Here is a 24,792-nt window from a genome sequence, read left to right as displayed (position 1 = left end):
AAGTCTTTTACGCTTTTGAATGCTAATTATCGGCATCATGCTTGATGCTGCAGTGCTTTTAAATCTTGTTTTTTAATAATTTTTATAAGGTTCGGGCGCAAATATAAGGAAACGTGTTAAATAAAGAGGGATAAATCAATAAAACTTTTATAGTTTATTTATCACACTCTGATTTTTTGCCTAACTTTACACGCTAAAATCATAGACAGTAATAAGTTAAACCATAGATATAAGCTCATGCCTTTAAATTTACCCGATAAACTACCTGCTATCGAGTTGCTGAAAGAAGAGAATATTTTTGTTATTGACAATTCCCGGGCAACCCAGCAGGATATCCGTCCGTTGCGTATCGTTGTTCTGAACCTGATGCCGCTAAAGATTACGACGGAAACGGACTTGGTGCGTCTGCTTTCCAATACTCCGCTTCAGGTGGAAATATCGTTCATGAAGATAAAAAGCCATACTTCCAAGAACACTCCGATGGAGCACATGAAAGCGTTCTATACGGACTTTGACAAGATGCGCGATGAAAAGTACGACGGCATGATTATCACCGGTGCTCCGGTAGAACAGATGGATTTTGAGGAGGTGACTTATTGGGATGAGATTACCGGGATATTCGACTGGGCACGTACGCATGTCACCTCTACTCTCTATATCTGCTGGGCGGCGCAGGCAGGGCTCTATCATCATTATGGAGTGTCGAAGCATGCACTGGATAAGAAGATGTTCGGTATCTTTGAACATCGTACCCTGCAGCCGTTGCATCCCATTTTCCGAGGATTTGATGATATGTTCTATGTGCCGCATAGCCGTCACACGGAAGTGCGCCGGGAAGATATACTGAAGATTCCGGAATTGACGTTGCTTTCCGAGTCGGAGGATGCCGGTGTATATATGGCAGTGGCCCGTGGAGGGCGTGAGTTCTTCGTGACCGGCCATTCGGAATACTCTCCGTTGACGCTGGACACAGAGTATCGACGTGACTTGAATAAGGGCCTGCCCATCGAGATGCCCCGTAACTACTATGTGGACGATGACCCGGACAAAGGAGTGCTGGTGCGTTGGCGCGCCCATGCCAATTTGTTGTTCTCCAATTGGCTGAATTATTTCGTATATCAGGAGACGCCGTATAATATCAACGATATAGAATGAGTCGTGAGTAATTTGTAACTGAACAAATGATAAAACAACGTAAAATAGAGCTGCTGGCTCCTGCCAAGAATTTGGAGTGTGGCATAGAAGCCGTGAATCATGGAGCGGATGCGGTCTACATCGGTGCACCCAAGTTCGGTGCGCGTGCCGCTGCCGTCAACTCTTTGGAGGATATTGCAGTCTTGGTGGAGCATGCCCATTTGTATAATGCCCGTATCTATGTGACGGTCAATACCATTCTGAAAGAAGAAGAGCTGAAGGAGACGGAGAGGATGATTTGGGAATTGTACCGCATCGGGGTGGATGCGCTGATTGTGCAGGACATGGGGATTACGCGGCTGAATTTGCCACCCATCCCGTTGCATGGCAGTACGCAGATGGATAACCGTACGCCGGAGAAAGTACGTTTTCTTGCCGATGCCGGTTTCCGTCAGGTTGTGCTGGCACGCGAGTTGTCGTTGCAGGAGATACGCGGTATCCACGAGGCTTGTCCCGACGTGCCGCTCGAGGTTTTTGTACACGGGGCTCTTTGTGTCAGTTATAGCGGGCAGTGCTATGTCAGCCAGGCCTGTTTCGGACGGAGTGCCAACCGGGGGGAATGTGCGCAATTCTGCCGTTTGCCCTTCAGCCTGGCAGATGCCGATGGCAAGACCATTGTGCACGACAAGCATCTGCTTTCTTTGAAAGACCTCAACCAAAGCGAGGTGTTGGAAGAACTGCTGGATGCCGGAGCCACTTCCCTGAAGATAGAAGGCCGTTTAAAGGATGTGACCTATGTGAAGAATGTGACGGCGGCTTACCGTAGGAAACTAGATGCCATCTTTGCCCGTCGCAAGGAATATGCCCGTGCTTCTTCAGGCACCTGCCGTTTTGATTTCCGGCCACAGTTGGACAAGAGTTTCAGTCGTGGTTTCACTCATTATTTCCTGCAAGGAAGAGGAGGGGAAATTACTTCATTCGATACGCCCAAATCTTTGGGAGAAGAGATGGGCACCTTGAAGGAGCAGCGCAGAGGCTATCTCACTGTGGCCGGTGTAAAGCCTTTCCACAACGGAGACGGTGTCTGTTTTCTGGATGAGCAGGGACGTTTGCAAGGTTTCCGTATCAACCGGGTGGATGGCAACAAGCTCTATCTGGCAGGGGAAGTGCCTCGTATCAGATCGCGTACCCGGCTTTATCGTAACTTCGACCAGGAGTTTGAACGTGCCCTTACCCGTAAATCTTCCGAACGTAAAATAGGTGTTTGTTGGGAGTTGGCAGATACTTCTTTCGGATTCAGCCTGACGGCTGCGGACGAAGATGATAACCGCGTGACACTCTCTTTCCCTTATCCGAAGGAGTTGGCACGTACACCGCAGGCGGATAACCTGCGCAGCCAACTGGTTAAGTTGGGAAATACCCCTTTCGAGGTAGCCGGGCATCTGTCAGAAGAGGCGTCGGGTATCAGGCTCAATCTTTCTGCGAACTGGTTCCTTCCTGCTTCTGTGGTGGCAGACTGGCGCCGGCAGGTGATAGATAAGCTGATTGTGGCCCGGCGTGTTACTTGTCGTCGTGAGCTGGCCGTCTGGAAACCGACAAGCCATGTTTTCCCGGCTACTTCGCTGACCTATTTGGGCAATGTGATGAACAGTGCTGCCCGGAGTTTCTACCATGAGCATGGACTTTCGTCTATAGCGCCTGCCTACGAGGTGCAAGCGGTTCCGGATGCTGTACTCATGTTCTGCAAGCATTGTCTGCGTTTCAGTATGGGATGGTGTCCCTCCTATCAGAAAGGACATTCTCCTTATAGAGAACCGTATTATTTGGTTGGAACGGACGGCAAGCGCTTCCGTTTGTCGTTTGACTGCAAGAATTGCCAGATGAAAGTCCTTGCTCATCAAGAACCGCTTTAATGAAAAATGAGGTGTTACTAACAAATGCTTGAAAATGAGTAGTGAGGAACGGAAATGTAATAAAAGGCTGGCAAATGACCGGTGCCGGGAAGCGGGTAGAGACAAGCATCCTTTGCGCTCACTGCGTTCTCTCCTGTTCTTCATTCTTTATTTTTCATGCTTCATAGCTTTAGTTTCCTGCCATTATCCCCGTCCTAATCTTGAAGATGAGAATCTGTCTGAGGAAACGCGTGATTCGCTGACTTGTCTTTTTGAGCGGCATTATACCTGGAACGCCAATCTGGAAGTGCTGGCGGATTCCGTGAATTTGGCTTGCCTGCCCGTGAAAGACTGCTATAACATGCTTCATCGGGGAGACCGCGTGGTTGTCGCGGAGTTTGCCATCCACCCTGCCGACAGCGTGGACAGTGTATGGGTGAAGCTTGCCCATTCGCAGGAGGTGCAGGGATGGCTGAGGGAGTCCGAGATGCTGCATGCTTTTATTCCTACGGACAGTATTTCGCAGGCCATCTACTTGTTCAGTGATACCCATGTCTCTTATTTCATCATGATTTTTGCCTTGTTCGTGGCGGTCTGGCTGTTCCATGCTTTCCGGCGCAAGCAGTTGAAGATGGTGTACTTCAATGACATAGACAGTCTCTATCCGTTGTTGCTATGCTTGCTGATGGCGTCTTGTGCCACTATTTATGAGTCTGTTCAGGTTTTTGCGCCGGAAACGTGGCAGCACTTCTACTTCAATCCTACCTTGTCTCCGTTCAAGGTGCCGCTTGTGCTTTCTGCTTTTCTGATGGGTTTCTGGTTGTTCATTGTGGTATTGCTGGCAGTGCTCGATGACTTGTTCCGCCAGCTTTCACCGGCAGCTGCCGTATTCTATCTGTTGGGGCTGGCCTCCTGCTGCATCTTCTGTTATTTCTTCTTTATCCTTGCTACATCCATCTATGTCGGATACTTGTTTTTGGCTGCTTTTGTATGGGTATTCTTCAAAAGGCTTCGTGTTTCGCTGCTGGCTTCACGCTATCGTTGCGGCAGATGCGGGCAGAAACTGAGGGAAAAAGGAGTCTGCCCGCATTGCGGAGCGATTAATGAATAAATCAGAATCTGCATCGCAGTTCTATCCCTGCCTGCACGGGACGTCCTTTCTGCATGAATCCGTTTCCCATACTCTCGAAATAGAAGGAGGCGTAATCTTTGTCGAGTGCATTACGTACCCAGAAGTCAATCTGTCCATGCCCTTTCTGGAAGCTGATGCGTCCGTTCAGCGTGCCGTAGAAGGCTTGGCTCACGGTGTTCTCTTCCGTCCAGTAGATACGTCCGGCGCCGGTATAGTTGGCGCTCAACCGGATACGGTCCAGCCAGCGTCCCGGACGGATGCGGAAGATGTACTGCCCGCCCACGTTCATGGTATGCTTGGGGACAAACGGTACATATTTGCCGTTGTAGCTCACTTCCTGGAGTTCTTCGTTGATACGGGCATTGCCGACGTACTCCTTGAAGGTGGCGTATGTATATCCGTAGCAGGCATTCAGCGTGAACGCGTCGGTCAGGGCAGCCTGCAGGCTTGCTTCGGCTCCGTAGCTCCGGCTTTTTCCGGCGTTTACAGTAATGCGTCCCAGTCCGCTTTCTGCGAATTTGGATATTTGCTGGTCGCGGGTGTCCATATAGAAAGCGGAGACATCGGCCAGCAGACGGTCTTCCCAAAGCGTGAGGTGCATACCTGCCTCGTAATTCCAGGTATATTCGGGCTTGTAGCGGGTTGCTTCACGTACTTCCGGTACCTTTTGTTTGATGGTGTTCACATCAATCATCAGGTTTATCATCTTCAGGTTCTCGTCCGCAGCGATGGCGTCTATCATCGAATTGCTCAATACGCCGGTAATCAGGTCGGAGAACATCTGTATGTTGTATCCCCCCGAACGGTATCCTCGGGTAGCGGTGGCATATACATTGTTTCCTTTGCTCCACTCGTATTGCAGGGCGAATTTGGGCAACAGCTGTACGTAGTCCGTCGACTCCTTTCCTTGATAGGCCGCATTGCCTCGCAGCGGCGAGGCGTTTCCGATGATGATGGGGAATGGCATGCCTGGCTTGTTGACTGTCACTTTGAAGTCGAAATCGGTAGGAGTAGAGGCTGAATTATAGTCCATCCGTATCTTTTCATAATCCAGACGCAGGCCGACTGTAGCGGACAGTCCTTCTGTCAGCAGGTCGTTGAAGGTGGACTGGTGGAAGATGGCTCCGCTTAGTGTGGGTGTGTCGAAACTGCCGCTTACCCGCATGTTTTGGTCGTTGATGGTCAGGTGCATGTCCGGTGCTCCCGAAAGCCCGGCGAATACATTGTTCGCGTTTCCTTCTATCACCTGGTCGATGCCTTCCTTGTGGAACACGACCGGTCCGTCCGTGTGCAGCCATTGATAGAATCCGAAGGCACCGGTGGTCCATTGCCAGCGGCGGTTGGGCCTCGACTTGAGGACAACTTCCTCGGAGAGGGTGTTCATCTTCTGCCTCTGCTCGATGTTGAAGATGTTGGCGGGGCTGAAGTCCTGGTCCATGAACATGCGGTCTTTGAGGTATTGATAGCCGGTGACCATACTCAGAGTGAAGTTACGGGCTTGATATTCCAGGTTCAGTCCGGCATTCAGCAGGTTGCGGTAGTAACTGCTTGCCTCGTCGTTGGAGATTTTGCCGATGTAGGGTTTCAGTTCCTCTTTCTGTCCGGCAGGGGCCAGACTGCCCAGGTAAAAGTAGGGATATCCTCCTTGGTCGCTGTATTCGTAGTTGATGTTCAGGTCTGCCTTCCAGTTGTCCGAGGGGAGGTAGATGGCACGGAAGCGTCCGCCTGCCGATTGCCCCTTGTCGGCTTTCTCGTCTCTCACCGTGTTGCGGAAGAATCCTCCCTGGTAGTCGTAGAATCCTCCGGCAGAAAAGGCGAACCGTTCCGAAAGCCGGTGATAGTGGGTCAACGAGGTGTTATAGGCATTGTGCGTGCCTGCCCCCACGTGGAAGTCCGTTCCTTGGTAGGAGAAGGGGGATTTGGTGTGTACCTTTATCAGCCCGCCCATGGCATTGCGTCCGTAGAGCGTGCCTTGCGGACCGCGAAGCACGTCAATGCGCTCCACGTCGGCGTAGCTGAAGTCGAAGGCCGACTTGTCTATATAAGGAATGTTATCCACGTAAAGTCCTACCGAGGGAGTGTTGATGCGCGAACCTATGCCGCGGATATAGACAGCCGAAGTCAGTCGCGAGCCGTAGTCGGGGATAAACATATTGGGCACTACGGACGTCAGATTCTTGATGGAGTTTACTTGTGCGTTCTGCATGTCTTGTTGCGAAAGCAGGGTGACGGCAGCGGGCTGCTCGCGCAGTTTCCGGTTCTCTTTTGGGGCAGCAATGACGGTTATTTCCTCCACATCCACCACTTTCAAAGTGTCTGCCTCTTCGGCAAGTACATTGCCGGTTGCCAAAAGGCAGAAGACACCGGCTAAAATTCTATGTCTGTTCATAAACTGTTTTTTTGCGCTTGCAAAGTAAAGGGATTCTTTCGGAAGAGGCAATCCTCATTTATTAGGATTTCGTTCTTGGAGTGCCAATCATGAATCGTTCCATCACATAGAAAATATCGTTCCGTCATGGGGTAAAAATCGTTCCACCATGGTGGAACGATTTTTACCCCATGACGGAACGATTAAGTTTTAACATATAAGTATATTGATTGGGGCGGAGCCTTTCTGAAGAACTCCGCTTCTGATGTATTCCGGTTGTAGGATTATATTCTGTCGGCTTCCACATATCCATGCATGACTGCATAGATAGTCAGCCCGGATACGGACTTGATGCCCAGCTTCTCGGTGATATTCTTGCGGTGTGAGATGACGGTAGTCTGGCTGATGTTCAGTTTGTCGGCAATCTCCTTGTTGATAAGTCCTTTGATAATCAGCACCAGTACTTCTATTTCCCGGGCGGAAAGGTCGTGTCCGGCAGCTGTATTTACTGCCATATCCGAGTGCCTGGCAGGTGCCGGCTTTTCGTGGTTTTGTCTGTATTGGTTTCCGTATTGGCGCAGTTGCAGGATGTTCTTTGCCAAGTTTTGTTCGTCCTGATAGATGTTCAGCGTCGGCATGCCCGACAGTTGGGGAACGGTTTCACCATTGACCAGCACAATGGTTTTGGGCTTGCGCTCCAGAAAGAAAGCGGTATGCTCGAAGTAAATCTGTGAAGAAATGAAGTAATGCACATACATGTCAGGTGTATCATCCATCAATTCACCAAAGGAACGGAAAGAGCGGATGACGGCTGTCGGGATGATTTCCTCCAGCAGGTTCTGCAGTCCCAGGCATGAGAGGGTGTTGAAGTCGATGATTGCTATTTCAGGAGTCATTCTCGTTTTTTGTTTCTGCAAAAGTACGGATTATTTTTATGAACGAAAAGAAAATCAAAACAGTGTCTCAGCTGAAGAAGGCCTTTGCCGCTTCCGCACACCGTTCGCCGTCAATTCCGGCAGACACAATGCCTCCGGCATATCCGGCGCCTTCTCCGCAAGGGAACAAGCCTTTTATGCGTATATGTTGCAACGTTTCTTTGTCTCTTGTTATGCGTACCGGTGCTGATGTACGCGTTTCCACTCCAATCATTACCGCCTCGTTCGTCAAGAAACCGTGGCTGTATTTTCCGAATAGCTGGAAACCTTTGCTCAGGCGTTCTGCAATGAAAGAAGGCATCCAGAAGTGGAGAGGTGAGGAAACCAATCCCGGTGCATACGAAGTTTCTGGCAGGTCGTAACTCAATTTTTTCTTAGTGAAGTCTGCCATTCTCTGCGCCGGTGCCGTCTGCTTCATATTGCCTTGTTGCCAGCAGAGGCGCTCCAGATATTCTTGAAAGTACATCATGCTTAATGGAGAATTGACTGTGGACAATTGACAATTAGCCGCACTGTCGTGCTCTATGTCTTCCGGTCGCAACTCCACTACCATTCCCGAATTGCTCCAACGGGAGCCGCGGTTGCTGGGACTCATTCCGTTGACTACAATCTGTTCGGGACCGCTGGCAGCGGGCACGACAAAACCGCCGGGACACATGCAGAAACTGTATACTCCCCGTCCGTCCACCTGGTTTACAAAGCTGTATTCGGCGGCGGGCAGATATTTTCCCCGTCCGTTCCGGTTATGATATTGTATCCGGTCTATCAAGGCAGCGGGGTGTTCCAGTCGTACGCCTACGGCAATGCCTTTGGCTTCAATCTCTATGTTGTTGGCGGCAAGCCAGCGGTATACGTCCCGGGCGGAGTGACCGGTGGCAAGTATCACCGGGCCGAGGAAGGTCTTGCCGGTATTCGTTTCAATGCCTTTGACTTCATCCTTCTCTATGAGCAGGGCGTCCATGCGTGTCTCGAAGTGAACTTCGCCACCGCATTCGATGATGGTGTTCCGCATGTTTTCGATGACACGCGGCAGTTTGTCCGTACCTATGTGCGGATGTGCATCTACCAGTATGGAAGTAGAGGCGCCATGTTGGCAGAAGACGTTCAGAATCTTGTCTACATTGCCGCGCTTCTTGCTGCGTGTGTACAGCTTGCCATCCGAGTAGGCTCCGGCGCCTCCCTCTCCGAAGCTGTAATTGGACTCCGGGTTGACGAGTTGCTGGCGGCCGATTTGCGCCAGGTCTTTCTTGCGTTCCCGTACGTTCTTTCCACGTTCCACAATGACGGGACGCAGGCCGAGCTCTATCAGGCGCAGAGCGGCGAAGAGTCCTCCGGGACCGGCTCCCACCACTATCACTTGCGGTTTTCCTTCTACATTATTATATGGGGTATGTTGATATTCGTCCTCTTTCGGCATCTCGTTCAGATATGCCCGCACGTTGAGATTGATATAGATAGTCCGCTGACGGGCATCGATACTGCGCTTCAGGATGCGCGTGGCTGTTATTTCCCGTGCGTTCAGGCCTTTTTCGTGTACTAGGTAGTCTTTCAGGCGTTGCTCGTTTGCCGCAACTTCGGGCAATACGCGCAGTTGGTATTCTTGTATCATAATGATTATCCGAATAGGGCACGGAATGCTTCTTCCACCTTCCGCACCGGTATCAATTCCATTTTAATCTTTTTCGTGTTCAGTCCTTGCATGTTATACTTGGGAAGTATGAATCGCTTGAATCCAAGTTTCTCTGCTTCTCCGATACGTTGCTCTATGCGGTTGACAGGACGTATTTCGCCTGACAGGCCTATCTCTCCCGCCATGCATACCTCCGGTTCTACGGCTGTGTCCATGTTGCTGGAGAGGATGGCGCTGATGACAGCCAGGTCTATGGCGGGATCGTTTACCTTCAATCCTCCGGCAATGTTGAGAAATACGTCTTTCTGTGCCAGCTTGAAGCCTACACGTTTTTCCAATACGGCCAGCAGCATATTCATGCGGCGGATGTCGAATCCCGTGGCAGAACGTTGCGGGTTGCCATATACAGCGCTGCTGACCAATGCCTGCGTTTCGATGAGGAACGGCCTGACGCCTTCTATCGCCGAGGCAATGGCTATGCCGCTCATGCCTTCATGGTCCTGGCTCAGCAGCAGTTCGGAGGGGTTGCTTACCTGTCGTAATCCATCTTGCCGCATTTCGTAGATACCCAGTTCGGCGGTACTTCCGAAGCGGTTCTTGATGCTGCGTAGGATACGGTACATATAATGTTGGTCGCCCTCGAACTGGAGTACGGTATCCACGATATGTTCCAGTACCTTGGGACCGGCTATGCTGCCTTCCTTATTGATATGCCCGATGAGGATGACCGCCGTATGCGTTTCCTTGGCAAAGCGCAGGATGGAAGCGGAACATTCCCGCACCTGAGCGATGCTCCCCGGCGAGGATTCGAGGGTTTCGGTAGAAATCGTCTGTATGGAGTCGATGATGACTATGTCTGGACGAATGTTCTTGACGTGGACGTAAATCTGTTCCAAGGAAGTTTCGCACACGATGAGGCAGTCACTGGAAGTGTTTGTCAAGCGGTCGGCACGCAGTTTCAACTGGCGGGTGCTTTCTTCACCGGATACATAAAGGATGCGTTTCTCCGGTATGCGGAGTACGGTCTGTAGCACCAGGGTGGATTTGCCGATGCCCGGTTCGCCGCCAATCAGTACAAGAGAGCCTTGTACAAGACCGCCGCCAAGTACCCGGTTCAGCTCGGCGTCATGGAGGTCGATACGCGGCTCGTCATCGGCCACAATTTCATGGAGGGTGACGGGTTTGGCCCTGGCAGTTGCTATGCCCGATACGGGACGCTTGTTCACCACTTCTTTCCGCACCACCTCTTCCACATACGTGTTCCACATTCCGCACGACGGGCATTTGCCTACCCATTTGGGAGAGTCTTGCCCGCAGTTGCTGCATACATAAACCGTCTTTTCTTTAGCCATAATTGAGCATTCCTTCTAAAATGATTGCCCAAAGGTACAATTTTTCGATGCAGGGCTTGCAGACTCCCATAGAGTTTTTTTATTTTTGTGGGTAGAAAACAATAACATATCATAAAAGCCATGATAGAAGATATTCTTGCATATAACAGACGTTTTGTAGCCGAAAAGGGGTATGAGAAATACATCACGAATAAATACCCGGATAAGAAGATTGCCATCCTCTCTTGTATGGATACCCGTTTGACCGCTTTACTGCCGGCCGCTTTGGGCATAAAGAACGGCGATGTGAAGATGATAAAGAATGCGGGTGGAATCATTTCGCATCCGTTTGGCAGCGTCATCCGTAGTCTGATGGTGGCCATCTATGAGTTGGGAGTGACGGAAGTTATGGTGATTGCCCACTCCGATTGCGGCGCGTGCCATATGAGCAGTGTCCAGATGATAGAGCATATGAAGACCCGGGGTATCAAGCAGGAGACGATTGATATGATTCGTTTCTGCGGAGTGGATTTTGAGTCCTGGTTATATGGATTCGAAGATACGGAGAAATCGGTAAAAGGTACGGTGGAAGCCATTATCAATCATCCGCTGATACCGAATGACATCAATGTCAGCGGTTTCATAATAGATTCTGTGACGGGAGAACTGACCCCGGTGCGGTGATGGTTGTGCTTCACACGGTAATTTCCCCTGCCAGCGGCCGTCCCATCAGTTCGCGTATTTCGGCAGGCGGATAATCGTGCCCCAGGAGGAACATCAGCTTGGTTACGGCAGATTCCGTCGTACTGTCATATCCGCAGACAACTCCTGCCTGCATCAGTTGGTAACCGGTTTCATAACGCTCCATTTCAACGGTGCCGGCGCTGCATTGGGTGACATTGACAATGATGATTCCCTGTTCGCAGGCATCGTGCAGGCGGCGTAGGAACCATTCCTTTCGGGGAGCGTTGCCGGAACCGTAGGTTTCGAGGACTACGGCTTTCAGTCCTTCAGTGGCAAGTATGGCTGCCACGACATTTTCCTGAATACCTGGAAAAAGCTTCAGTATGGCGATGTTGGTATCGAGCAGATAGTGAGGCTCCAGTTCGCGGGGAGTGCCGTGTGTATGAATCTGCACATTATTATATTTAATATGTATACCGGCGGAAGCGAGTACCGGATAATTGAAGGAACGGAAAGCATTGAAGTTCTCCGCGTTCATTTTGGTGGTGCGGTTGCCGCGCATCAGGTGGTTTTCGAAGAAGATGCAGACTTCGGGCACGATGGGCCGTCCGTTGGCGTGGCAGGCGGTGGCTATCTCGATGCTGGTCAGTAGGTTTTCTTTGCCGTCTGTACGGAGCACGCCGATGGGCAGTTGTGAACCGGTCAGGATAACGGGTTTGTTCAGTCCCTCGAGCATGAAGCTGAGTGCGGATGCAGTATAGGCCATCGTATCTGTGCCATGCAGAATGACGAAACCCGTATACCGGTCGTAGTTGTCGCTGATGATGCGTACCAGTTTACGCCAGGCATCGGGGGCCATGTCCGAAGAATCCATGGGCGGGTCGAACTGATAAGTGTCGATACGGAACGCAAACCTCTGAAGCTCGGGAACATGTTTCTGCAACTGCTCGAAATTGAAGCTTTCCAGAGCACCGGTCTCTGTATTCTCTATCATTCCAATAGTTCCGCCGGTGTATATTAGCAAAACGGAAGTGTTTTCTGGGTTCATGCGCACTTTTCTTTCATATTTTTCATGCAAATATAATGATTTATCTTAATAATAGTATCAAAATGTTAGAAAAGAATGGACGGATATACAGAAAAAAGGTATGGAAAGTGTGAAAGTGTAAGCCGGAAGTTGTGCATATATCTTGCCTTTTTAGGGCCTTTCTATATTTTTATCGCAAAAAAGTCGTAAAAAGTGATATATTGAATGTTTTTATTGTTACTTTTGCAACACTTATCATAAACGATAGAAACAGGAGACAATGAACAAGTACTATCTGCATACAGTCACATCCATGTGGACCATGACCCTTAGGGGTTAGGGGTAGTATTTTGTGTTTCTACGTGTTACACCATTTTTAAGCAGTTTTTCCATTTAATTAAAGTCAATGCAAGCTGTAGCAGCTTGTTTCCGACACATTGTATCAACCATCTCAACAATATAAAGAGAAATGAAAGTAATGAAATTCGGCGGAACGTCCGTAGGTTCCGTGAACAGTATTTTGAGCGTCAAGAGAATTGTAGAAGCAGTTGACGAACCGGTTATCGTGGTAGTGTCCGCATTGGGCGGCATCACGGACAAGTTGATTAACACTTCCAAGATGGCGGCAGCCGGTGATGCTTATTACGAGAATGAGTTTCGGGAGATTGTCCACCGTCATGTGGAAATGATTAAGGAAGTGATTCCGGCAGGCGAGGCGCAGGTTGTCTTGCAGCGCCAGATTGGTGAGCTGCTCAACGAGCTGAAGGACATCTTCCAGGGTATTTATCTGATAAAAGACCTTTCGCAGAAGACATCCGATACCATTGTGAGCTATGGCGAGCGTCTTTCATCCATCATTGTTGCCCAGTTGACGGGGGCTGAATGGTTTGATTCGCGTAAGTTTATCAAGACGGAAAAGAAGCATTCCAAGCATGTACTGGATACGGACTTGACCAATTCGCTGGTACGTGAGACATTCAGCAGCCTGCCCAAGCGTGTGCTGGTTCCGGGTTTTATCGCCACAGACAAGATGACGGGCGAGGTGACAAATCTGGGTAGAGGTGGTTCCGACTATACAGCGGCAATCATTGCTGCCGCGCTGGATGCCGACAGTCTGGAAATCTGGACGGATGTGGACGGGTTCATGACGGCTGATCCGCGTGTGATTTCCGGGGCATACACAATCAATGAATTGAGCTATGTGGAAGCTACGGAGCTTTGTAACTTCGGTGCGAAAGTTGTCTATCCGCCGACAATCTATCCGGTTTGCCACAAGAATATCCCCATTCTGGTAAAGAATACCTTTAATCCGGAGGGGGTAGGAACTGTTATCAAGCAAGAGGCTTCCAATCCGCAGAGTAAGGCCATCAAAGGTATTTCTTCCATTAACGATACGAGCCTGATTACAGTGCAAGGCCTTGGTATGGTAGGTGTTATCGGTGTGAACTACCGTATCTTCAAGGCGTTGGCAAAGAATGGCATCAGCGTGTTCCTTGTGTCCCAGGCTTCTTCAGAGAATTCAACCTCTATCGGTGTGCGCAATGCGGATGCCGACTTGGCTTGCGAGGTACTGAACGAGGAGTTTGCCAAGGAAATCGAGATGGGAGAGATTTCTCCCATTCAGGCGGAAAAGAATCTGGCTACTGTGGCCATCGTAGGCGAGAACATGAAGCATACGCCGGGTATTGCCGGAAAATTGTTTGGTACGTTGGGACGTAACGGTATCAATGTAATTGCCTGTGCGCAGGGTGCCTCGGAAACCAACATCTCGTTTGTTGTGGACAACAAGTCGTTGCGCAAATCGCTGAATGTTATTCATGATTCTTTCTTCTTGTCAGAATATCAGGTATTGAATCTCTTTATCTGCGGTATAGGAACCGTAGGCGGCAGCCTGATAGAGCAAATTCACAGCCAGCGCCAGAAGTTGATGCAGGAGAACGGCTTGCAACTGAATGTAGTGGGTATCGCCGATGCAAACAAGGCCATGTTCAGCCGCGAAGGTTTCGATTTGGGACGTTTCCGTGAGGAGCTGCGGGAGAAAGGAAAGAACAGTTCCCTGGAAACGTTGCGCAATGAGATTATCGGTATGAACATCTTTAACTCTGTCTTTGTGGACTGTACGGCAAGTGCAGGCGTGGCTTCCCTTTACAAGGACTTGTTGCTGCACAATGTTTCGGTAGTGGCTGCCAATAAGATTGCCGCTTCTTCTGAATACGAGAACTACCGTGAACTGAAACAGATTGCCCGCCAACGCGGTGTGAAGTACTTGTTTGAAACGAATGTAGGCGCCGGACTCCCTATCATCAATACCATTAACGACCTTATCCATAGCGGTGACAAGATATTGAAGATTGAAGCAGTGCTGAGTGGTACGTTGAATTACATCTTCAATAAAATCAGTGCAGACATTCCTTTCAGCAAGACCATCAAGATGGCACAAGAGGAACGTTACTCCGAGCCCGATCCGCGTATCGACCTCAGTGGAAAGGATGTTATCCGCAAACTGGTGATTCTGGCACGCGAGGCCGGTTATCGTTTGGAACAGAGCGATGTGGAGAAGAACTTGTTTGTGCCCGATGACTTCTTTGAAGGCTCCCTGGATGACTTCTGGAAGAAAGTGCCGGACCTCGATGCCGATTTCGAAGCCCGCCGCAAGGTGTTGGAAGCCGAGAACAAGCATTGGCGTTTCGTAGCCAAACTGGAAAACGGCAAGGCATCCGTCGGTTTACAGGAAGTCTGTGCCAACCATCCGTTCTACGGTCTGGAGGGCAGCAATAACATCATCCTGCTGACCACGGCACGTTATAAGGAATATCCGATGATGATACAAGGCTACGGAGCCGGTGCGGGTGTAACGGCTGCAGGGGTATTTGCGGATATTATGAGCATTGCAAACGTTTAATCCCAAGGGTAAATAGAAAGATGAAACACATCATTATATTAGGTGACGGTATGGCCGACTGGCCCGTGAAGGCTCTGGGAGGAAAGACCTTGCTACAGGCGGCTGCAACGCCCTATATGGACAAGCTGGCATGTATGGGACGTGTGGGAAGGCTGGTGACAGTGGCCGAGGGATTTCATCCCGGCAGTGAGGTGGCGAATATGTCCGTTCTGGGCTATAACCTGCCGAAGGTGTATGAAGGCCGTGGTCCGTTGGAGGCGGCGAGCATCGGTGTGGACTTGCAGCCGGGTGAGATGGCGATGCGCTGCAATATTATCTGCATCGAGGGAGACGATATCCGGAATCATTCTGCCGGGCACATCACCACAGAGGAAGCGGATGTGTTGGTGAAATACCTTCAGAAGCATCTGGGCGACGACCGTGTGTGTTTCCATACGGGCGTGCAATATCGCCATCTGCTGGTAATAAAGGGAGGGGACAAGCGCATTGACTGCACACCGCCCCACGATGTCCCCTTGAAGCCTTTCCGTCCGTTGATGGTGAAGCCGATGGAGGGTACGGAAAACATTACAGTCCCCGAAGGAGAGGCAGCACTTACTCCGAAGCAGACTGCCGACTTGATTAACGATTTGATTCTCCGTTCGCAAGAGTTGCTGGAAAACCATCCGGTCAACGTGAAGCGGAAGGCGGAGGGGAAGGACCCTGCCAATAGCATCTGGCCATGGAGCCCTGGTTATCGTCCGCAGATGGAGCGCCTTTCAGACAAGTTCCCGCAGGTGAAGCGTGGTGCAGTGATTTCTGCCGTGGATTTGATTAACGGTATCGGCTACTATGCCGGATTGCGGCGCATCACCGTAGAAGGTGCGACGGGGCTTTATGATACCAACTATGAGAATAAGGTGGCTGCCGCCCTCGATGCATTGCGGACGGATGATTTTGTCTACCTGCATATCGAGGCCAGTGATGAGGCTGGTCATGAAGGAAACGTCCCCTTGAAGATTATGACGATTGAGAATCTGGACAGCCGTGCCGTAGGTCCTATCTATGAGGCTGTGAAGGATTGGGAGGAACCCGTTGCCATCTCCGTATTGCCCGACCATCCCACTCCCTGCGAGCTCCGTACGCATACGGCCGAACCTATCCCGTTCCTCATCTGGCATCCGGGTATCGAGGCTGACGAAGTACGGACATTTGATGAAGTGGCAGCCTGTGAAGGCAGTTACGGACTGATGAAAGAAGACGAGTTTATTAATGAATTTATGAGTTCCACCACAGAGTAACACAGAGTTTCACGGGGTTTTATTTATAGAGAATTCTGTGAGACTCTGTGGTGAATAAAAAAATACCGCAATGAAATATTATAGCACCAACAAACAAGCCCCCGAAGCCACTCTTGAAGAGGCCGTGGTAAAGGGGCTTGCCGCAGACAAGGGGCTTTTCATGCCCTTTACAATCAAAACTCTGCCACAAGAGTTTTACGATAGCATCGATACGCTCAGCTTTCAGGAGATAGCCTATCGCGTGGCCGATGCCTTCTTTGGCGAGGATGTTCCTGCCGATACGCTGAAACAGATTGTTTATGACACACTCAGTTTCGATGTCCCTCTGGTCTGGGTGACGGAGAATATTTATTCACTTGAGCTGTTCCATGGTCCGACGCTTGCCTTTAAGGATGTAGGCGGGCGCTTCATGGCGCGTTTGCTGGGGTACTTTATCAAGAAAGAGGGCAAGAAGCAAGTTAATGTTCTTGTGGCTACTTCCGGTGATACGGGGAGTGCCGTTGCCAACGGTTTCCTCGGTGTGGAAGGCATACACGTCTATGTGCTCTATCCGAAGGGAAAAGTCAGTGAAATTCAGGAGAAGCAATTCACTACCTTGGGACAGAATATCACGGCTATTGAGGTAGATGGCACGTTCGACGATTGCCAGGCTCTGGTCAAATCCGCTTTTATGGACCGGGAACTCAACGAACACCTGCAACTGACCAGTGCCAATTCCATCAATGTGGCGCGTTTCCTGCCGCAGGCATTCTATTATTTCTATGCCTATGCTCAATTGAAGAAAGTGAAGGGTGACTCCTCACCGGTTATCTGTGTCCCCAGCGGTAATTTCGGCAACATCACTGCCGGACTTTTCGGTAAGCGTATGGGGCTTCCCGTGGAGCGTTTTATCGCTTCCAACAACCGCAATGATATTTTCTTCCAATATTTGCAGACGGGCATTTATACGCCGCGTCCCAGCATCGCCACCATTGCCAACGCGATGGATGTGGGCGACCCAAGCAACTTTGCCCGCGTACTCGACCTTTATGGAGGCAGTCATGCCGCCATCTCTGCCGAAATCAGCGGTGCCGCTTATACCGACGAGCAGATTGCCGAAACTATGCGGGAAGTGTGGAAGAAGGACTATTATTTGCTCGACCCGCACGGAGCCTGCGGCTTCCGGGCCCTGGCCGAAGGACTGAAACCCAGCGAAACGGGCGTGTTCCTGGAAACGGCTCATCCGGCGAAATTCAAGGATACGGTCGAAAAGATTATCGGTGAAGCCGTAGAAATGCCTGCTAAGCTTCAGACCTTTATGCGCGGTGAGAAGAAGAGCCTGCCGATGCCGAAGGACTTTGCAAACTTCAAGGCCTATTTGCTGACGCGCTAGGACGGTATACTTTTTCTGCTTCGTACCAGGTGGGGAGAAGAGGGAGGAGAATCAGCGGAGAACGGTATCGTTGAGGAATACCAAGTATTCTCCTTCCGCTTCGATGGTGAATTCCGTATCGGTGCATTCGTTGAGTGTGCCTTGCCACCAGTTGGTGAAGTCGCTGAGAGGATAGACCAATCCTTTGCCATGCAAGCCGCGTGCGGTGAAGTTGATGATGGATACTTGCTGTCTGGGATGACTTGGGAAGGTGCGGGTACCCCGACAGGGGATGAAAATACCGTAATCGGTATAGGTGCGTACATCGGCTCCGGCGCGGAGATAGTCGATGAGCAGGCTGATATTTCCTAGTGTATGGTCTTCGCGTTTGCCCGTGGCGCCGATGATTGCGATGTAGCGTTTGCCTTGCGCCAGCAGGAAGTTGACGGCTTTGGTCTGGTCGTTGGTCTCCTGGTCGCTGATGCGATGTAGGATATGCCCGAACTTCCGGCGGTTTTCATCACTGAGGGAGTCGCCGTCGCCGATGATTGCGTCGGGAGTATTGCCCCGGCGGATGTATTCGTCCGCTCCACCGTCGCAACAAACCACGTATGGCGCTTCTGCCAATATCTTCAAAGGCAGGGGAGCGGTAGGGTATTCTCCGTTTGCCAGAACCACGGCTTCGTTCATTGAATATTGAGAATTGAAAATTGAAAGTTCGTCCTTCATAATCTGTTGCGTATCCGTTTAACGTTAATCACTCGTCGCCATTCATCATTTTTCTCCATTTGAAGTAGCCAAAGATAGCTATAATTGTGTAAAGTGCGTAGAGTCCGGCTGTAAAATCAAGTCCTTTGTAGAGGTAGAGTCCGGCGCTGACTGCATCTACCACAATCCACGCCCACCATTGTTCCACATATTTCCGTGCCAGCATCCACATGCCAACGATGCTCAGTGCGGTAGTGAAGGAGTCCAGCCAGGGCACATTGCTGTCCGTGAAGTTCATCAGTATCCAGGTAATGCTTAAGAGTGCCACGACAAATACGGCGGTAAGCGGCAACAGATAGTGCGACGGTATGTGGGTAATGGGCAGTTCCTGCTTTTGTTCTTCTATTCTTTTGTCTTCTCCCCTTTGTGGCGCACCTTTCCGTTTCAGGATAGTCCGTCGTAGGGACGCTCCGTACTTCCACATCGTCCAGCCGTAGATGGCGGCACCCAGATAGTAGATATTGATGCCGCAATCGGCATATAACCCTGCCTCGTAGTAGACAAAGATATAAACGGCGGGCATAATGATGCCTGCTATCCAGAGATAAATACTTGCCCGGTATTCCAACCAGAGGTAGAGAATCCCGACAATAGTGCCTATGATTTCAAGACCGTGTTCCATCAAAAATTAATAGCTATGTGTCCCAGTACATTCCTTCCCGCCTGCGCGGCATAGCCCGCATAGTTGTAACGGGCTTTTTCTCCTTTATCGTCGCGGTAGTATCCGCTGCCTGCGTATCCGTTATTCTCGTATTCTTCATTGAACAGATTGTAGATGGTGCATCCTACGGTTACCGACTTTACTTTAGGAAACTTGAAGGTATAGGAGAGATTCAGGTTGCTTACGAAATAAGCATCCAGCGTGCACTCCTTTTGCTTGGCGTTGCTCATGTATTGCTTGCTGATATATTGCGACTGTAACGAGGCCTCGAATCCCTTGAATGAATAGCCGAAGCGGTTATTCAGTATGAAGTCGGGAGAGAATGCGATGGGGGTATCCCCGTGTTTGACGCCCCATGCCTCAGACCCGACTTCTTCGTTCTCGTAGAGTGTCTCGGTGAAGTTTTGCACACGGTTTTTGCTTAGCGTGGCGTTGATGTCCCATTGGATACCGCACTCCAGCCGGATGCCTGCCATCAATTCGATACCCATGCGGTAGCTGTCGGGCACGTTGCTGGCCATGGCTTCGCCTATCTCGTTCAGCTCTCCCGTCAGTACCAGCTGATCTTTATAATCCATATAGTAGAAGTTGGCACCTGCATGGAGCCATGAGTTGGCAAAGGTATATCCCAGTTCGTAGTCGAACAAGCGCTCAGCCTTGGGATATTCGGTGAAGTAGCCGTCGGTGTAGTTGTTACGTGTCGGCTCTTTATGGGCTACGCTGAACGAACCGTACAAGCGGTGATTGCGGTTGAGTTGCCAGGACAGTCCGGCTTTCGGGTTGAAGAAGTCAAAATCTTCATCGATGTCCAGCTTTTGCATTCCCGGAGTGGCGGCAGTCCAGTTGTACTTGTCGTTCAGTCCGTTTATCTTGTAGTTGATGTGGCGGTATTGTAGGTCGAGATAGGCGCTTAGGCTGCTTATCAGGTCATAGTTGGCTTTCAGATAGATGTTTCCGTCGTTCTTTGTGGCGTTGTTGCGATAGTAGTCGTGGTCGGGGTTCAGGTGGCCAATATAGTTCTTTACCCAAAGCACCCGGCCGAAGTGGTCGCCGTCATAACGGTTCAGGGCACCGCCCAGTGAGGCATGCAAACGGTTGGATTTATAGCTTACGGAGAAGATTCCGCCTCCCATCCTGTTGTCCATCGCTTTCTTACGGATAAGGTCGCTTTCTTCTACCTTGCTGCCATTGCATTCGAAAAATGACATACCGTATTCAGCCAAAGAGCGTTCGCCTTTATATTCTTGATAGTATCCGTCGCCTTTGGTGTAGTGCAGGCCGACGTTCAGATTCCATTGTGAAGTGAAGTTGTGGTTGAGGAGCAGTTGGTAGTTCTTCTGTGTATAGTTGTCGGTCTGGTCGTTATAGAAGTGCAGGGCGCCTCCTTCGTTCGTGAGGTAATGTTTCTCTCCGTTGTCGTCTTTATAATATTCTTTGCCGTACACGTTGCCTTCCCGGTCGGTGGCGTACATGAAGCCGCAGGAATTATAACGCCGTCCGTAGCGTTCCATCTCCTCCTTGCTGGCGTAGTTCCATGCGTGGTAAGTGCGCTCTTTGCCGGCAAAGGTTATCAGCTTGATGGAGGTATTGTCATTGTAATATCCTCCTTGCAGGTAATAGGAGTTTAGGCTTACGGACGCCCGGTCTATATATCCGTCCGTGCTGATGTTGGAGAGCCGTGCATCGAACGACCAATGATTATTGATGAGTCCTGTTCCCACTTTCACCGTTTCCTTGTGTGTATTGAAGGAGCCGTAGGAACCGTTGAACTCTGCGTAGGGTTCCATGGAGAAATCACCCGTCTGCATGTTGATGCTGGCACCGAAAGCCCCAGCTCCGTTTGTTGAGGTCCCTGCTCCGCGTTGCACCTGCATGTCTTTGACGGAGGAGGCAAAGTCCGGCAGGTTGACCCAGAACACCGTGTGGCTCTCGGCATCGTTGATGGGGATGCCGTTGGCGGTGACGTTGATGCGCGTGCCGTCTGTGCCGCGGACCCTCAGCGTGGTGTAACCTACTCCCGCACCGGCATCGCTGGTGGTAATGGCGGAGGGCGTCATGCTCAACAGATACGGCAAATCTTGTCCGAAATTCTGTTTTTTCAGTTGTTCTTTTCCGATGTTGGTGAATGCCACCGGTGTGCTGCTGGTGGCACGCGTGGAGATGACCTCCACTTCTTGCAGGTTCACCACCCGCAGGCTGTCTTGTTCCCGTGTCTGCGCACAGACACTCAGTGCTGCCATCAGGAGGCAGGCTGCCATTGCATGTCTTTTCATTTGCAATTGTTTCGTTTAGATGAATACAGAAAAGGGGAGACTTTTCTCGTTTTTCCCTCCGCCGGCACTACCCGGATCAGGTCAATGGGTATGATCTCAGCCCGTCGTATTAGGGCACCCCTTAGTTGAAATCGAGGGCAAAAGTAGGGAGTTCCGTCGAAAAAGACAAGCTAAGTGAACGAAAACCTGAGTTATTTGTTAATTTTGTACGCTTAATTTCAAAAAAGTATAGTTATGTTATTATCCTTATTCATGGCAACTTTTGCCATCCAAACTGCTGACGATGGTTTCAGCAAACTGCAAATATTTCTTCAGCAATTGATAAATTGGAGTGTGGATGCCGGTGGGCGCATCATTGGGGCTGTCATCATTTTTGTGGTGGGGCGATTCTTGATATCCCTTCTCCGGAAAATGCTGGCGAGATTATTGGAAAAAAGGCGTGTGGATGCCAGTATCCAGAGTTTTGTGAAAAGTTTGGCCAATATCTTGCTGACCGTTCTGCTGATTATTGCCGTTGTCGGCAAGTTGGGAGTGGAGACCACTTCATTTGCAGCTTTGTTGGCATCTGCCGGTGTGGCTGTTGGTATGGCACTTTCCGGAAACTTGCAGAACTTTGCGGGTGGATTGATTGTGCTGTTGTTCCGTCCTTTCAAGGTAGGCGACTGGATTGAAAGTCAGGGCGTGTCCGGAACGGTACGTGAAATCCAAATCTTCCATACGATTTTGACCACAGCCGATAATAAGGTGATTTATATCCCCAATGGCGCGTTGAGCAGTGGGACGGTGACCAATTACAGCCGTGAGGATACGCGTCGTGTAGATTGGGTAATCGGGGTGGAATACGGTGAAAATTATGATAAGGTGGAAAGCACCGTGCGTCGTATCATCTCCGAAGACAGCCGTATCCTGAATGTTCCCGAGCCGTTTGTCGCCCTTCATGCCTTGGATGCCAGCAGCGTGAATGTAGTAATCCGTGTCTGGGTAAAGAGTGGCGACTACTGGGACGTATATTTTGATATGAACAAGAAGGTTTACTCCGTATTCAACGAAGAGGGCATCGGCTTCCCGTTCCCACAACTTACGGTGCATCAGGCGAAAGAGTGATTAAGAGCATAGTGGGCTATGTGACGAGCAAAAGAAGGAATACAAATCTTGATTGCTCTTCGTGTTTTTTGAAGGCGAAAAGCTAATATGATTTTAGTTTTTCGCCTTCGTGCTTCTAAGAATCTGTTTTAATCTTATTCAGCATTTTTTGGGAGCATAGCGAGCTATGTAACGAATAGAAAGGGGGAAACAGGCTCTAGGTTTTATTTTGTGCCCATTCATTTCCCTCTATTTATTGCTCAAGGGTTCCCTTTATCTCCCAGGTTATAAAGCTTGTTGCAAAACTGTCAAAGCAAATATGCCGACTTCCGCAATAGAAGTGCAATTCTTTGCATTGATTTCCATCAGCGGCTCTAATTTGAAATATCTGCCGTTATAACTTCTTTCGAATTGTACGACATTAGGTACAGGATTGTGCATGATGTTGCTGAATTCACCATGGGTAATGCATTTTGTCCATTTCTTACCGTCATTACTTACATAAAAATTATATTTGTAGATTGTTCCATCTAAGTTTTCATCGGTAGCAGGGGCATAGCTGAAACCAGTAATTTCTGTTTCACTGCCTAAGTCAACCACCAATGGAATCAATCCCTCTGTACGCCAAACGCTCTGAAGATTTCCGTCTATGGCTTTACCGGCTTCTTTGTCATCACCAACGATGTGGTATTGAGAAATTGGCACATTACCCAACTTCACTTTGGCATTAGTGTTCGAGAGTGGTTGTGCATAGAATAGTCCGGCATTTAGAAAATTGGCTTTGCCTCGTGCCGAACGAATAGTCAGTCTTACTTTTTCCGGTTGGCATGAATCAAAACGTATCAGGCGTTTATAGCCTACGGTGGTGCCTTCTGCCAGTTTATGCCATGCATTGTCCATCCATCCTTCCAATAGGAAATCTTCTACTCGTTGCCCTTTTGCTATATCCTCCTGAAGCATAAAAGTATTGACCAGTGCGTTTGTCTGAACTGTAAATTCTCTTGATTCTCCAGAGGAAGCCTGCCAATATGAGTTTCCCTTTTTCAGGAAATTGTCATTGAACGTATTTTTCAGATAACTGGCAAATTCATTCAACCGGAGACGATCTGTTTCATGAATCAATCCTCGTTTGTCAGGTGGTATATTCAGTAGCAATACAGAATTATATCCTACCGATTTAAAATAAATATCCACTAAATGTGACAATGGCTTTACTTGCTCATTTTGGTCTGCATGATAAAACCAACCTGGTCTGATGGATACATCTACTTCTGAAGGATACCAATAAAGTTCCGATGCACGTGCCAGTACCTCTCTACCTCCCAAATCTTTTGAACGGTTAAAAATGCCTATCTCCTTATTCCTTTGTTCGGAGTGTGTATAAATACCAGGAGTAAGTACCGTGGCACTCCATTCTGTTTCACGGCCAATCCCTTTTTCGTTGCCAACCCAACGCACATCGTCGCCCATGATGGCAGTTACGGCTTTGGGCTGCAAACTGCGGATTGTCTTCTCGATGGCAGCCCAGTCATAGATTTGCTTCTTTCCGTTCGGTCCCTCACCATTAGCACCGTCAAACCACACTTCATGTACTTCACCATAATTAGTGAGCAATTCTGTGAGTTGTTTAATAAAAAACTGATTATAAATATCACCTTGTCCATAGCATTTAGCATTACGATCCCATGGTGAAAGATAAACACCAAATTTCAATCCGTATTTTTTGCAGGCATTACGTAATTCGCGTACCACATCGCCTTTTCCTTCTTTCCATGGTGAAGAAGTTACGGAATATTGGGTAGTTTTAGTGGGCCACAGACAAAAGCCGTCATGATGTTTGGCGGTAATGATGGCCATCTTGAAACCACTTTCTTTCAAAGATTTTACCCATTGTTCACAATCCAAAGATGTGGGATTGAATAAAGATGGGTCTTCCTTCCCTTCTCCCCATTCTCGACCTGTAAAGGTATTAATTCCGAAATGGAGAAATGCTGTCAACTCCATTTGTTGCCAATCCAACTGTTGCTTGCTGGGTACGAGTCTTGAAGCCATATCTATTTTTTGTTCAAGGGTAGCTCCTGATGGAAATACCACATGCTTTTCAAAATATTGTTGCGCTCTCGCAGGTATAGCCGAAGTTACAGTTAAGGCAATGTAAAAAATAAATTTTTTCATGATAATTTAATTAATCGAAGGGTTCACAAAAGACTTATGTATTACGAATACAAATATAGCAAAAAATAATGGATAAATTAATAATTTTATTTAGAGCCTGTTTAAAAATGCCTGAAATCTTTTTCTAAAGAGGTTTCCGTATCCGCCAGATTATTTCTTTCTTTGA

Annotated in this window: 17 protein-coding genes and 1 riboswitch; of the genes, 8 read left to right on the top strand and 9 right to left on the bottom strand. The window is 49.3% G+C overall.

Going from position 1 to position 24,792, the window contains the following annotated elements:
• The first annotated feature begins 237 nt into the window (after positions 1-237).
• From metA to M1B78_RS10045, 3 genes are read left to right on the top strand one after another with little or no spacing between them, the layout of a single operon-like run.
• The gene (gene metA, locus M1B78_RS10055; RefSeq protein ID WP_176468495.1) at positions 238-1,155 is read left to right on the top strand and encodes a homoserine O-acetyltransferase MetA; all 918 of its coding nucleotides are present in this window, start codon (positions 238-240) and stop codon (positions 1,153-1,155) included.
• A 26-nt stretch (positions 1,156-1,181) separates the two neighbouring features.
• Positions 1,182-3,047 (top strand): peptidase U32 family protein, encoded by a 1,866-nt coding sequence (locus M1B78_RS10050; RefSeq protein ID WP_257940586.1) that lies wholly within the window; start codon positions 1,182-1,184, stop codon positions 3,045-3,047.
• A 34-nt stretch (positions 3,048-3,081) separates the two neighbouring features.
• Positions 3,082-4,137 carry a hypothetical protein gene (locus M1B78_RS10045; RefSeq protein WP_257940585.1) on the top strand — a complete coding sequence of 352 codons (1,056 nt, stop codon included), beginning with the start codon at positions 3,082-3,084 and terminating at the stop codon, positions 4,135-4,137.
• 1 nt (position 4,138) lies between these two features.
• Here the strand turns inward: M1B78_RS10045 and M1B78_RS10040 are convergent, their stop codons facing one another.
• The 4 genes from M1B78_RS10040 to radA form a co-directional block, all read right to left on the bottom strand.
• Positions 4,139-6,547 (bottom strand): TonB-dependent receptor, encoded by a 2,409-nt coding sequence (locus M1B78_RS10040; RefSeq protein ID WP_257940584.1) that lies wholly within the window; start codon positions 6,545-6,547, stop codon positions 4,139-4,141.
• Between the two features lie 263 nt (positions 6,548-6,810).
• The gene (locus M1B78_RS10035) at positions 6,811-7,422 is read right to left on the bottom strand and encodes a response regulator transcription factor (RefSeq protein WP_257931611.1); all 612 of its coding nucleotides are present in this window, start codon (positions 7,420-7,422) and stop codon (positions 6,811-6,813) included.
• A gap of 67 nt (positions 7,423-7,489) precedes the next feature.
• Positions 7,490-9,070 (bottom strand): NAD(P)/FAD-dependent oxidoreductase, encoded by a 1,581-nt coding sequence (locus M1B78_RS10030; protein ID WP_257940583.1) that lies wholly within the window; start codon positions 9,068-9,070, stop codon positions 7,490-7,492.
• 5 nt (positions 9,071-9,075) lie between these two features.
• Positions 9,076-10,443 carry a DNA repair protein RadA gene (radA, locus tag M1B78_RS10025; protein ID WP_257940582.1) on the bottom strand — a complete coding sequence of 456 codons (1,368 nt, stop codon included), beginning with the start codon at positions 10,441-10,443 and terminating at the stop codon, positions 9,076-9,078.
• Positions 10,444-10,563: 120 nt separating this feature from the next.
• Between radA and M1B78_RS10020 the strand changes: the two genes are divergently transcribed.
• The gene (locus M1B78_RS10020) at positions 10,564-11,106 is read left to right on the top strand and encodes a beta-class carbonic anhydrase (protein WP_257940581.1); all 543 of its coding nucleotides are present in this window, start codon (positions 10,564-10,566) and stop codon (positions 11,104-11,106) included.
• A 10-nt stretch (positions 11,107-11,116) separates the two neighbouring features.
• Here the strand turns inward: M1B78_RS10020 and M1B78_RS10015 are convergent, their stop codons facing one another.
• Positions 11,117-12,154: an asparaginase gene (locus M1B78_RS10015; RefSeq protein ID WP_136009761.1), complete on the bottom strand. Its 1,038-nt coding sequence runs from the start codon at positions 12,152-12,154 to the stop codon at positions 11,117-11,119.
• Positions 12,155-12,602: 448 nt separating this feature from the next.
• On the opposite strand from M1B78_RS10015, the gene thrA reads away from it, so the two are divergent.
• The 3 genes from thrA to thrC all read left to right on the top strand — a co-directional run bounded on the left by thrA (position 12,603) and on the right by thrC (position 17,687).
• Positions 12,603-15,035, top strand: a complete 2,433-nt coding sequence (thrA, locus tag M1B78_RS10010) for a bifunctional aspartate kinase/homoserine dehydrogenase I (protein WP_257940580.1) — start codon at positions 12,603-12,605, stop codon at positions 15,033-15,035.
• A 20-nt stretch (positions 15,036-15,055) separates the two neighbouring features.
• The gene (locus tag M1B78_RS10005; RefSeq protein WP_257940579.1) at positions 15,056-16,315 is read left to right on the top strand and encodes a cofactor-independent phosphoglycerate mutase; all 1,260 of its coding nucleotides are present in this window, start codon (positions 15,056-15,058) and stop codon (positions 16,313-16,315) included.
• Between the two features lie 70 nt (positions 16,316-16,385).
• Positions 16,386-17,687 (top strand): threonine synthase, encoded by a 1,302-nt coding sequence (gene thrC, locus M1B78_RS10000; protein WP_257940578.1) that lies wholly within the window; start codon positions 16,386-16,388, stop codon positions 17,685-17,687.
• A 51-nt stretch (positions 17,688-17,738) separates the two neighbouring features.
• On the opposite strand, the gene M1B78_RS09995 is transcribed toward thrC, so the two are convergent.
• Genes M1B78_RS09995 through M1B78_RS09985 form a run of 3 tightly spaced genes read right to left on the bottom strand, consistent with a single transcriptional unit; the run spans position 17,739 to position 21,368 of the window.
• Positions 17,739-18,395: a thiamine diphosphokinase gene (locus M1B78_RS09995; protein WP_257931606.1), complete on the bottom strand. Its 657-nt coding sequence runs from the start codon at positions 18,393-18,395 to the stop codon at positions 17,739-17,741.
• A 28-nt stretch (positions 18,396-18,423) separates the two neighbouring features.
• Positions 18,424-19,056 (bottom strand): nicotinamide riboside transporter PnuC, encoded by a 633-nt coding sequence (gene pnuC, locus M1B78_RS09990; protein ID WP_257931605.1) that lies wholly within the window; start codon positions 19,054-19,056, stop codon positions 18,424-18,426.
• Positions 19,056-21,368 (bottom strand): TonB-dependent receptor, encoded by a 2,313-nt coding sequence (locus tag M1B78_RS09985; RefSeq protein WP_257940577.1) that lies wholly within the window; start codon positions 21,366-21,368, stop codon positions 19,056-19,058. The genes pnuC and M1B78_RS09985 overlap by 1 nt, the downstream gene beginning before the upstream one ends.
• 36 nt (positions 21,369-21,404) lie before the next feature.
• Positions 21,405-21,500, bottom strand: a riboswitch (TPP riboswitch).
• A gap of 120 nt (positions 21,501-21,620) precedes the next feature.
• On the opposite strand from M1B78_RS09985, the gene M1B78_RS09980 reads away from it, so the two are divergent.
• Positions 21,621-22,472, top strand: a complete 852-nt coding sequence (locus M1B78_RS09980) for a mechanosensitive ion channel family protein (protein ID WP_136009791.1) — start codon at positions 21,621-21,623, stop codon at positions 22,470-22,472.
• 264 nt (positions 22,473-22,736) lie between these two features.
• Here the strand turns inward: M1B78_RS09980 and M1B78_RS09975 are convergent, their stop codons facing one another.
• The gene (locus tag M1B78_RS09975; RefSeq protein ID WP_257940576.1) at positions 22,737-24,626 is read right to left on the bottom strand and encodes an alpha-L-fucosidase; all 1,890 of its coding nucleotides are present in this window, start codon (positions 24,624-24,626) and stop codon (positions 22,737-22,739) included.
• Positions 24,627-24,792: the final 166 nt, after the last annotated feature.

Origin of the sequence: Bacteroides muris (ex Fokt et al. 2023) (assembly GCF_024704895.1) — a bacterium.
Lineage (GTDB): Bacteria > Bacteroidota > Bacteroidia > Bacteroidales > Bacteroidaceae > Bacteroides > Bacteroides muris.
This window is presented reverse-complemented; position numbering and strand designations above follow the sequence as displayed.

What these genes read in the sequence shown, in the direction of transcription:
- M1B78_RS09980 (WP_136009791.1), top strand. Translation starts at nt 21,621, where the DNA reads ATGGCAACTTTTGCCATCCAAACTGCTGACGATGGTTTCAGCAAACTG.
- M1B78_RS10040 (WP_257940584.1), bottom strand. Translation starts at nt 6,547, where the DNA reads ATGAACAGACATAGAATTTTAGCCGGTGTCTTCTGCCTTTTGGCAACC.
- M1B78_RS09995 (WP_257931606.1), bottom strand. Translation starts at nt 18,395, where the DNA reads ATGAAGGACGAACTTTCAATTTTCAATTCTCAATATTCAATGAACGAA.
- M1B78_RS10045 (WP_257940585.1), top strand. Translation starts at nt 3,082, where the DNA reads ATGAGTAGTGAGGAACGGAAATGTAATAAAAGGCTGGCAAATGACCGG.
- M1B78_RS09985 (WP_257940577.1), bottom strand. Translation starts at nt 21,368, where the DNA reads ATGAAAAGACATGCAATGGCAGCCTGCCTCCTGATGGCAGCACTGAGT.
- pnuC (WP_257931605.1), bottom strand. Translation starts at nt 19,056, where the DNA reads ATGGAACACGGTCTTGAAATCATAGGCACTATTGTCGGGATTCTCTAC.
- M1B78_RS10020 (WP_257940581.1), top strand. Translation starts at nt 10,564, where the DNA reads ATGATAGAAGATATTCTTGCATATAACAGACGTTTTGTAGCCGAAAAG.
- M1B78_RS10005 (WP_257940579.1), top strand. Translation starts at nt 15,056, where the DNA reads ATGAAACACATCATTATATTAGGTGACGGTATGGCCGACTGGCCCGTG.
- M1B78_RS10035 (WP_257931611.1), bottom strand. Translation starts at nt 7,422, where the DNA reads ATGACTCCTGAAATAGCAATCATCGACTTCAACACCCTCTCATGCCTG.
- thrC (WP_257940578.1), top strand. Translation starts at nt 16,386, where the DNA reads ATGAAATATTATAGCACCAACAAACAAGCCCCCGAAGCCACTCTTGAA.
- M1B78_RS10050 (WP_257940586.1), top strand. Translation starts at nt 1,182, where the DNA reads ATGATAAAACAACGTAAAATAGAGCTGCTGGCTCCTGCCAAGAATTTG.
- thrA (WP_257940580.1), top strand. Translation starts at nt 12,603, where the DNA reads ATGAAAGTAATGAAATTCGGCGGAACGTCCGTAGGTTCCGTGAACAGT.
- M1B78_RS10015 (WP_136009761.1), bottom strand. Translation starts at nt 12,154, where the DNA reads ATGAACCCAGAAAACACTTCCGTTTTGCTAATATACACCGGCGGAACT.
- M1B78_RS10030 (WP_257940583.1), bottom strand. Translation starts at nt 9,070, where the DNA reads ATGATACAAGAATACCAACTGCGCGTATTGCCCGAAGTTGCGGCAAAC.
- metA (WP_176468495.1), top strand. Translation starts at nt 238, where the DNA reads ATGCCTTTAAATTTACCCGATAAACTACCTGCTATCGAGTTGCTGAAA.
- radA (WP_257940582.1), bottom strand. Translation starts at nt 10,443, where the DNA reads ATGGCTAAAGAAAAGACGGTTTATGTATGCAGCAACTGCGGGCAAGAC.
- M1B78_RS09975 (WP_257940576.1), bottom strand. Translation starts at nt 24,626, where the DNA reads ATGAAAAAATTTATTTTTTACATTGCCTTAACTGTAACTTCGGCTATA.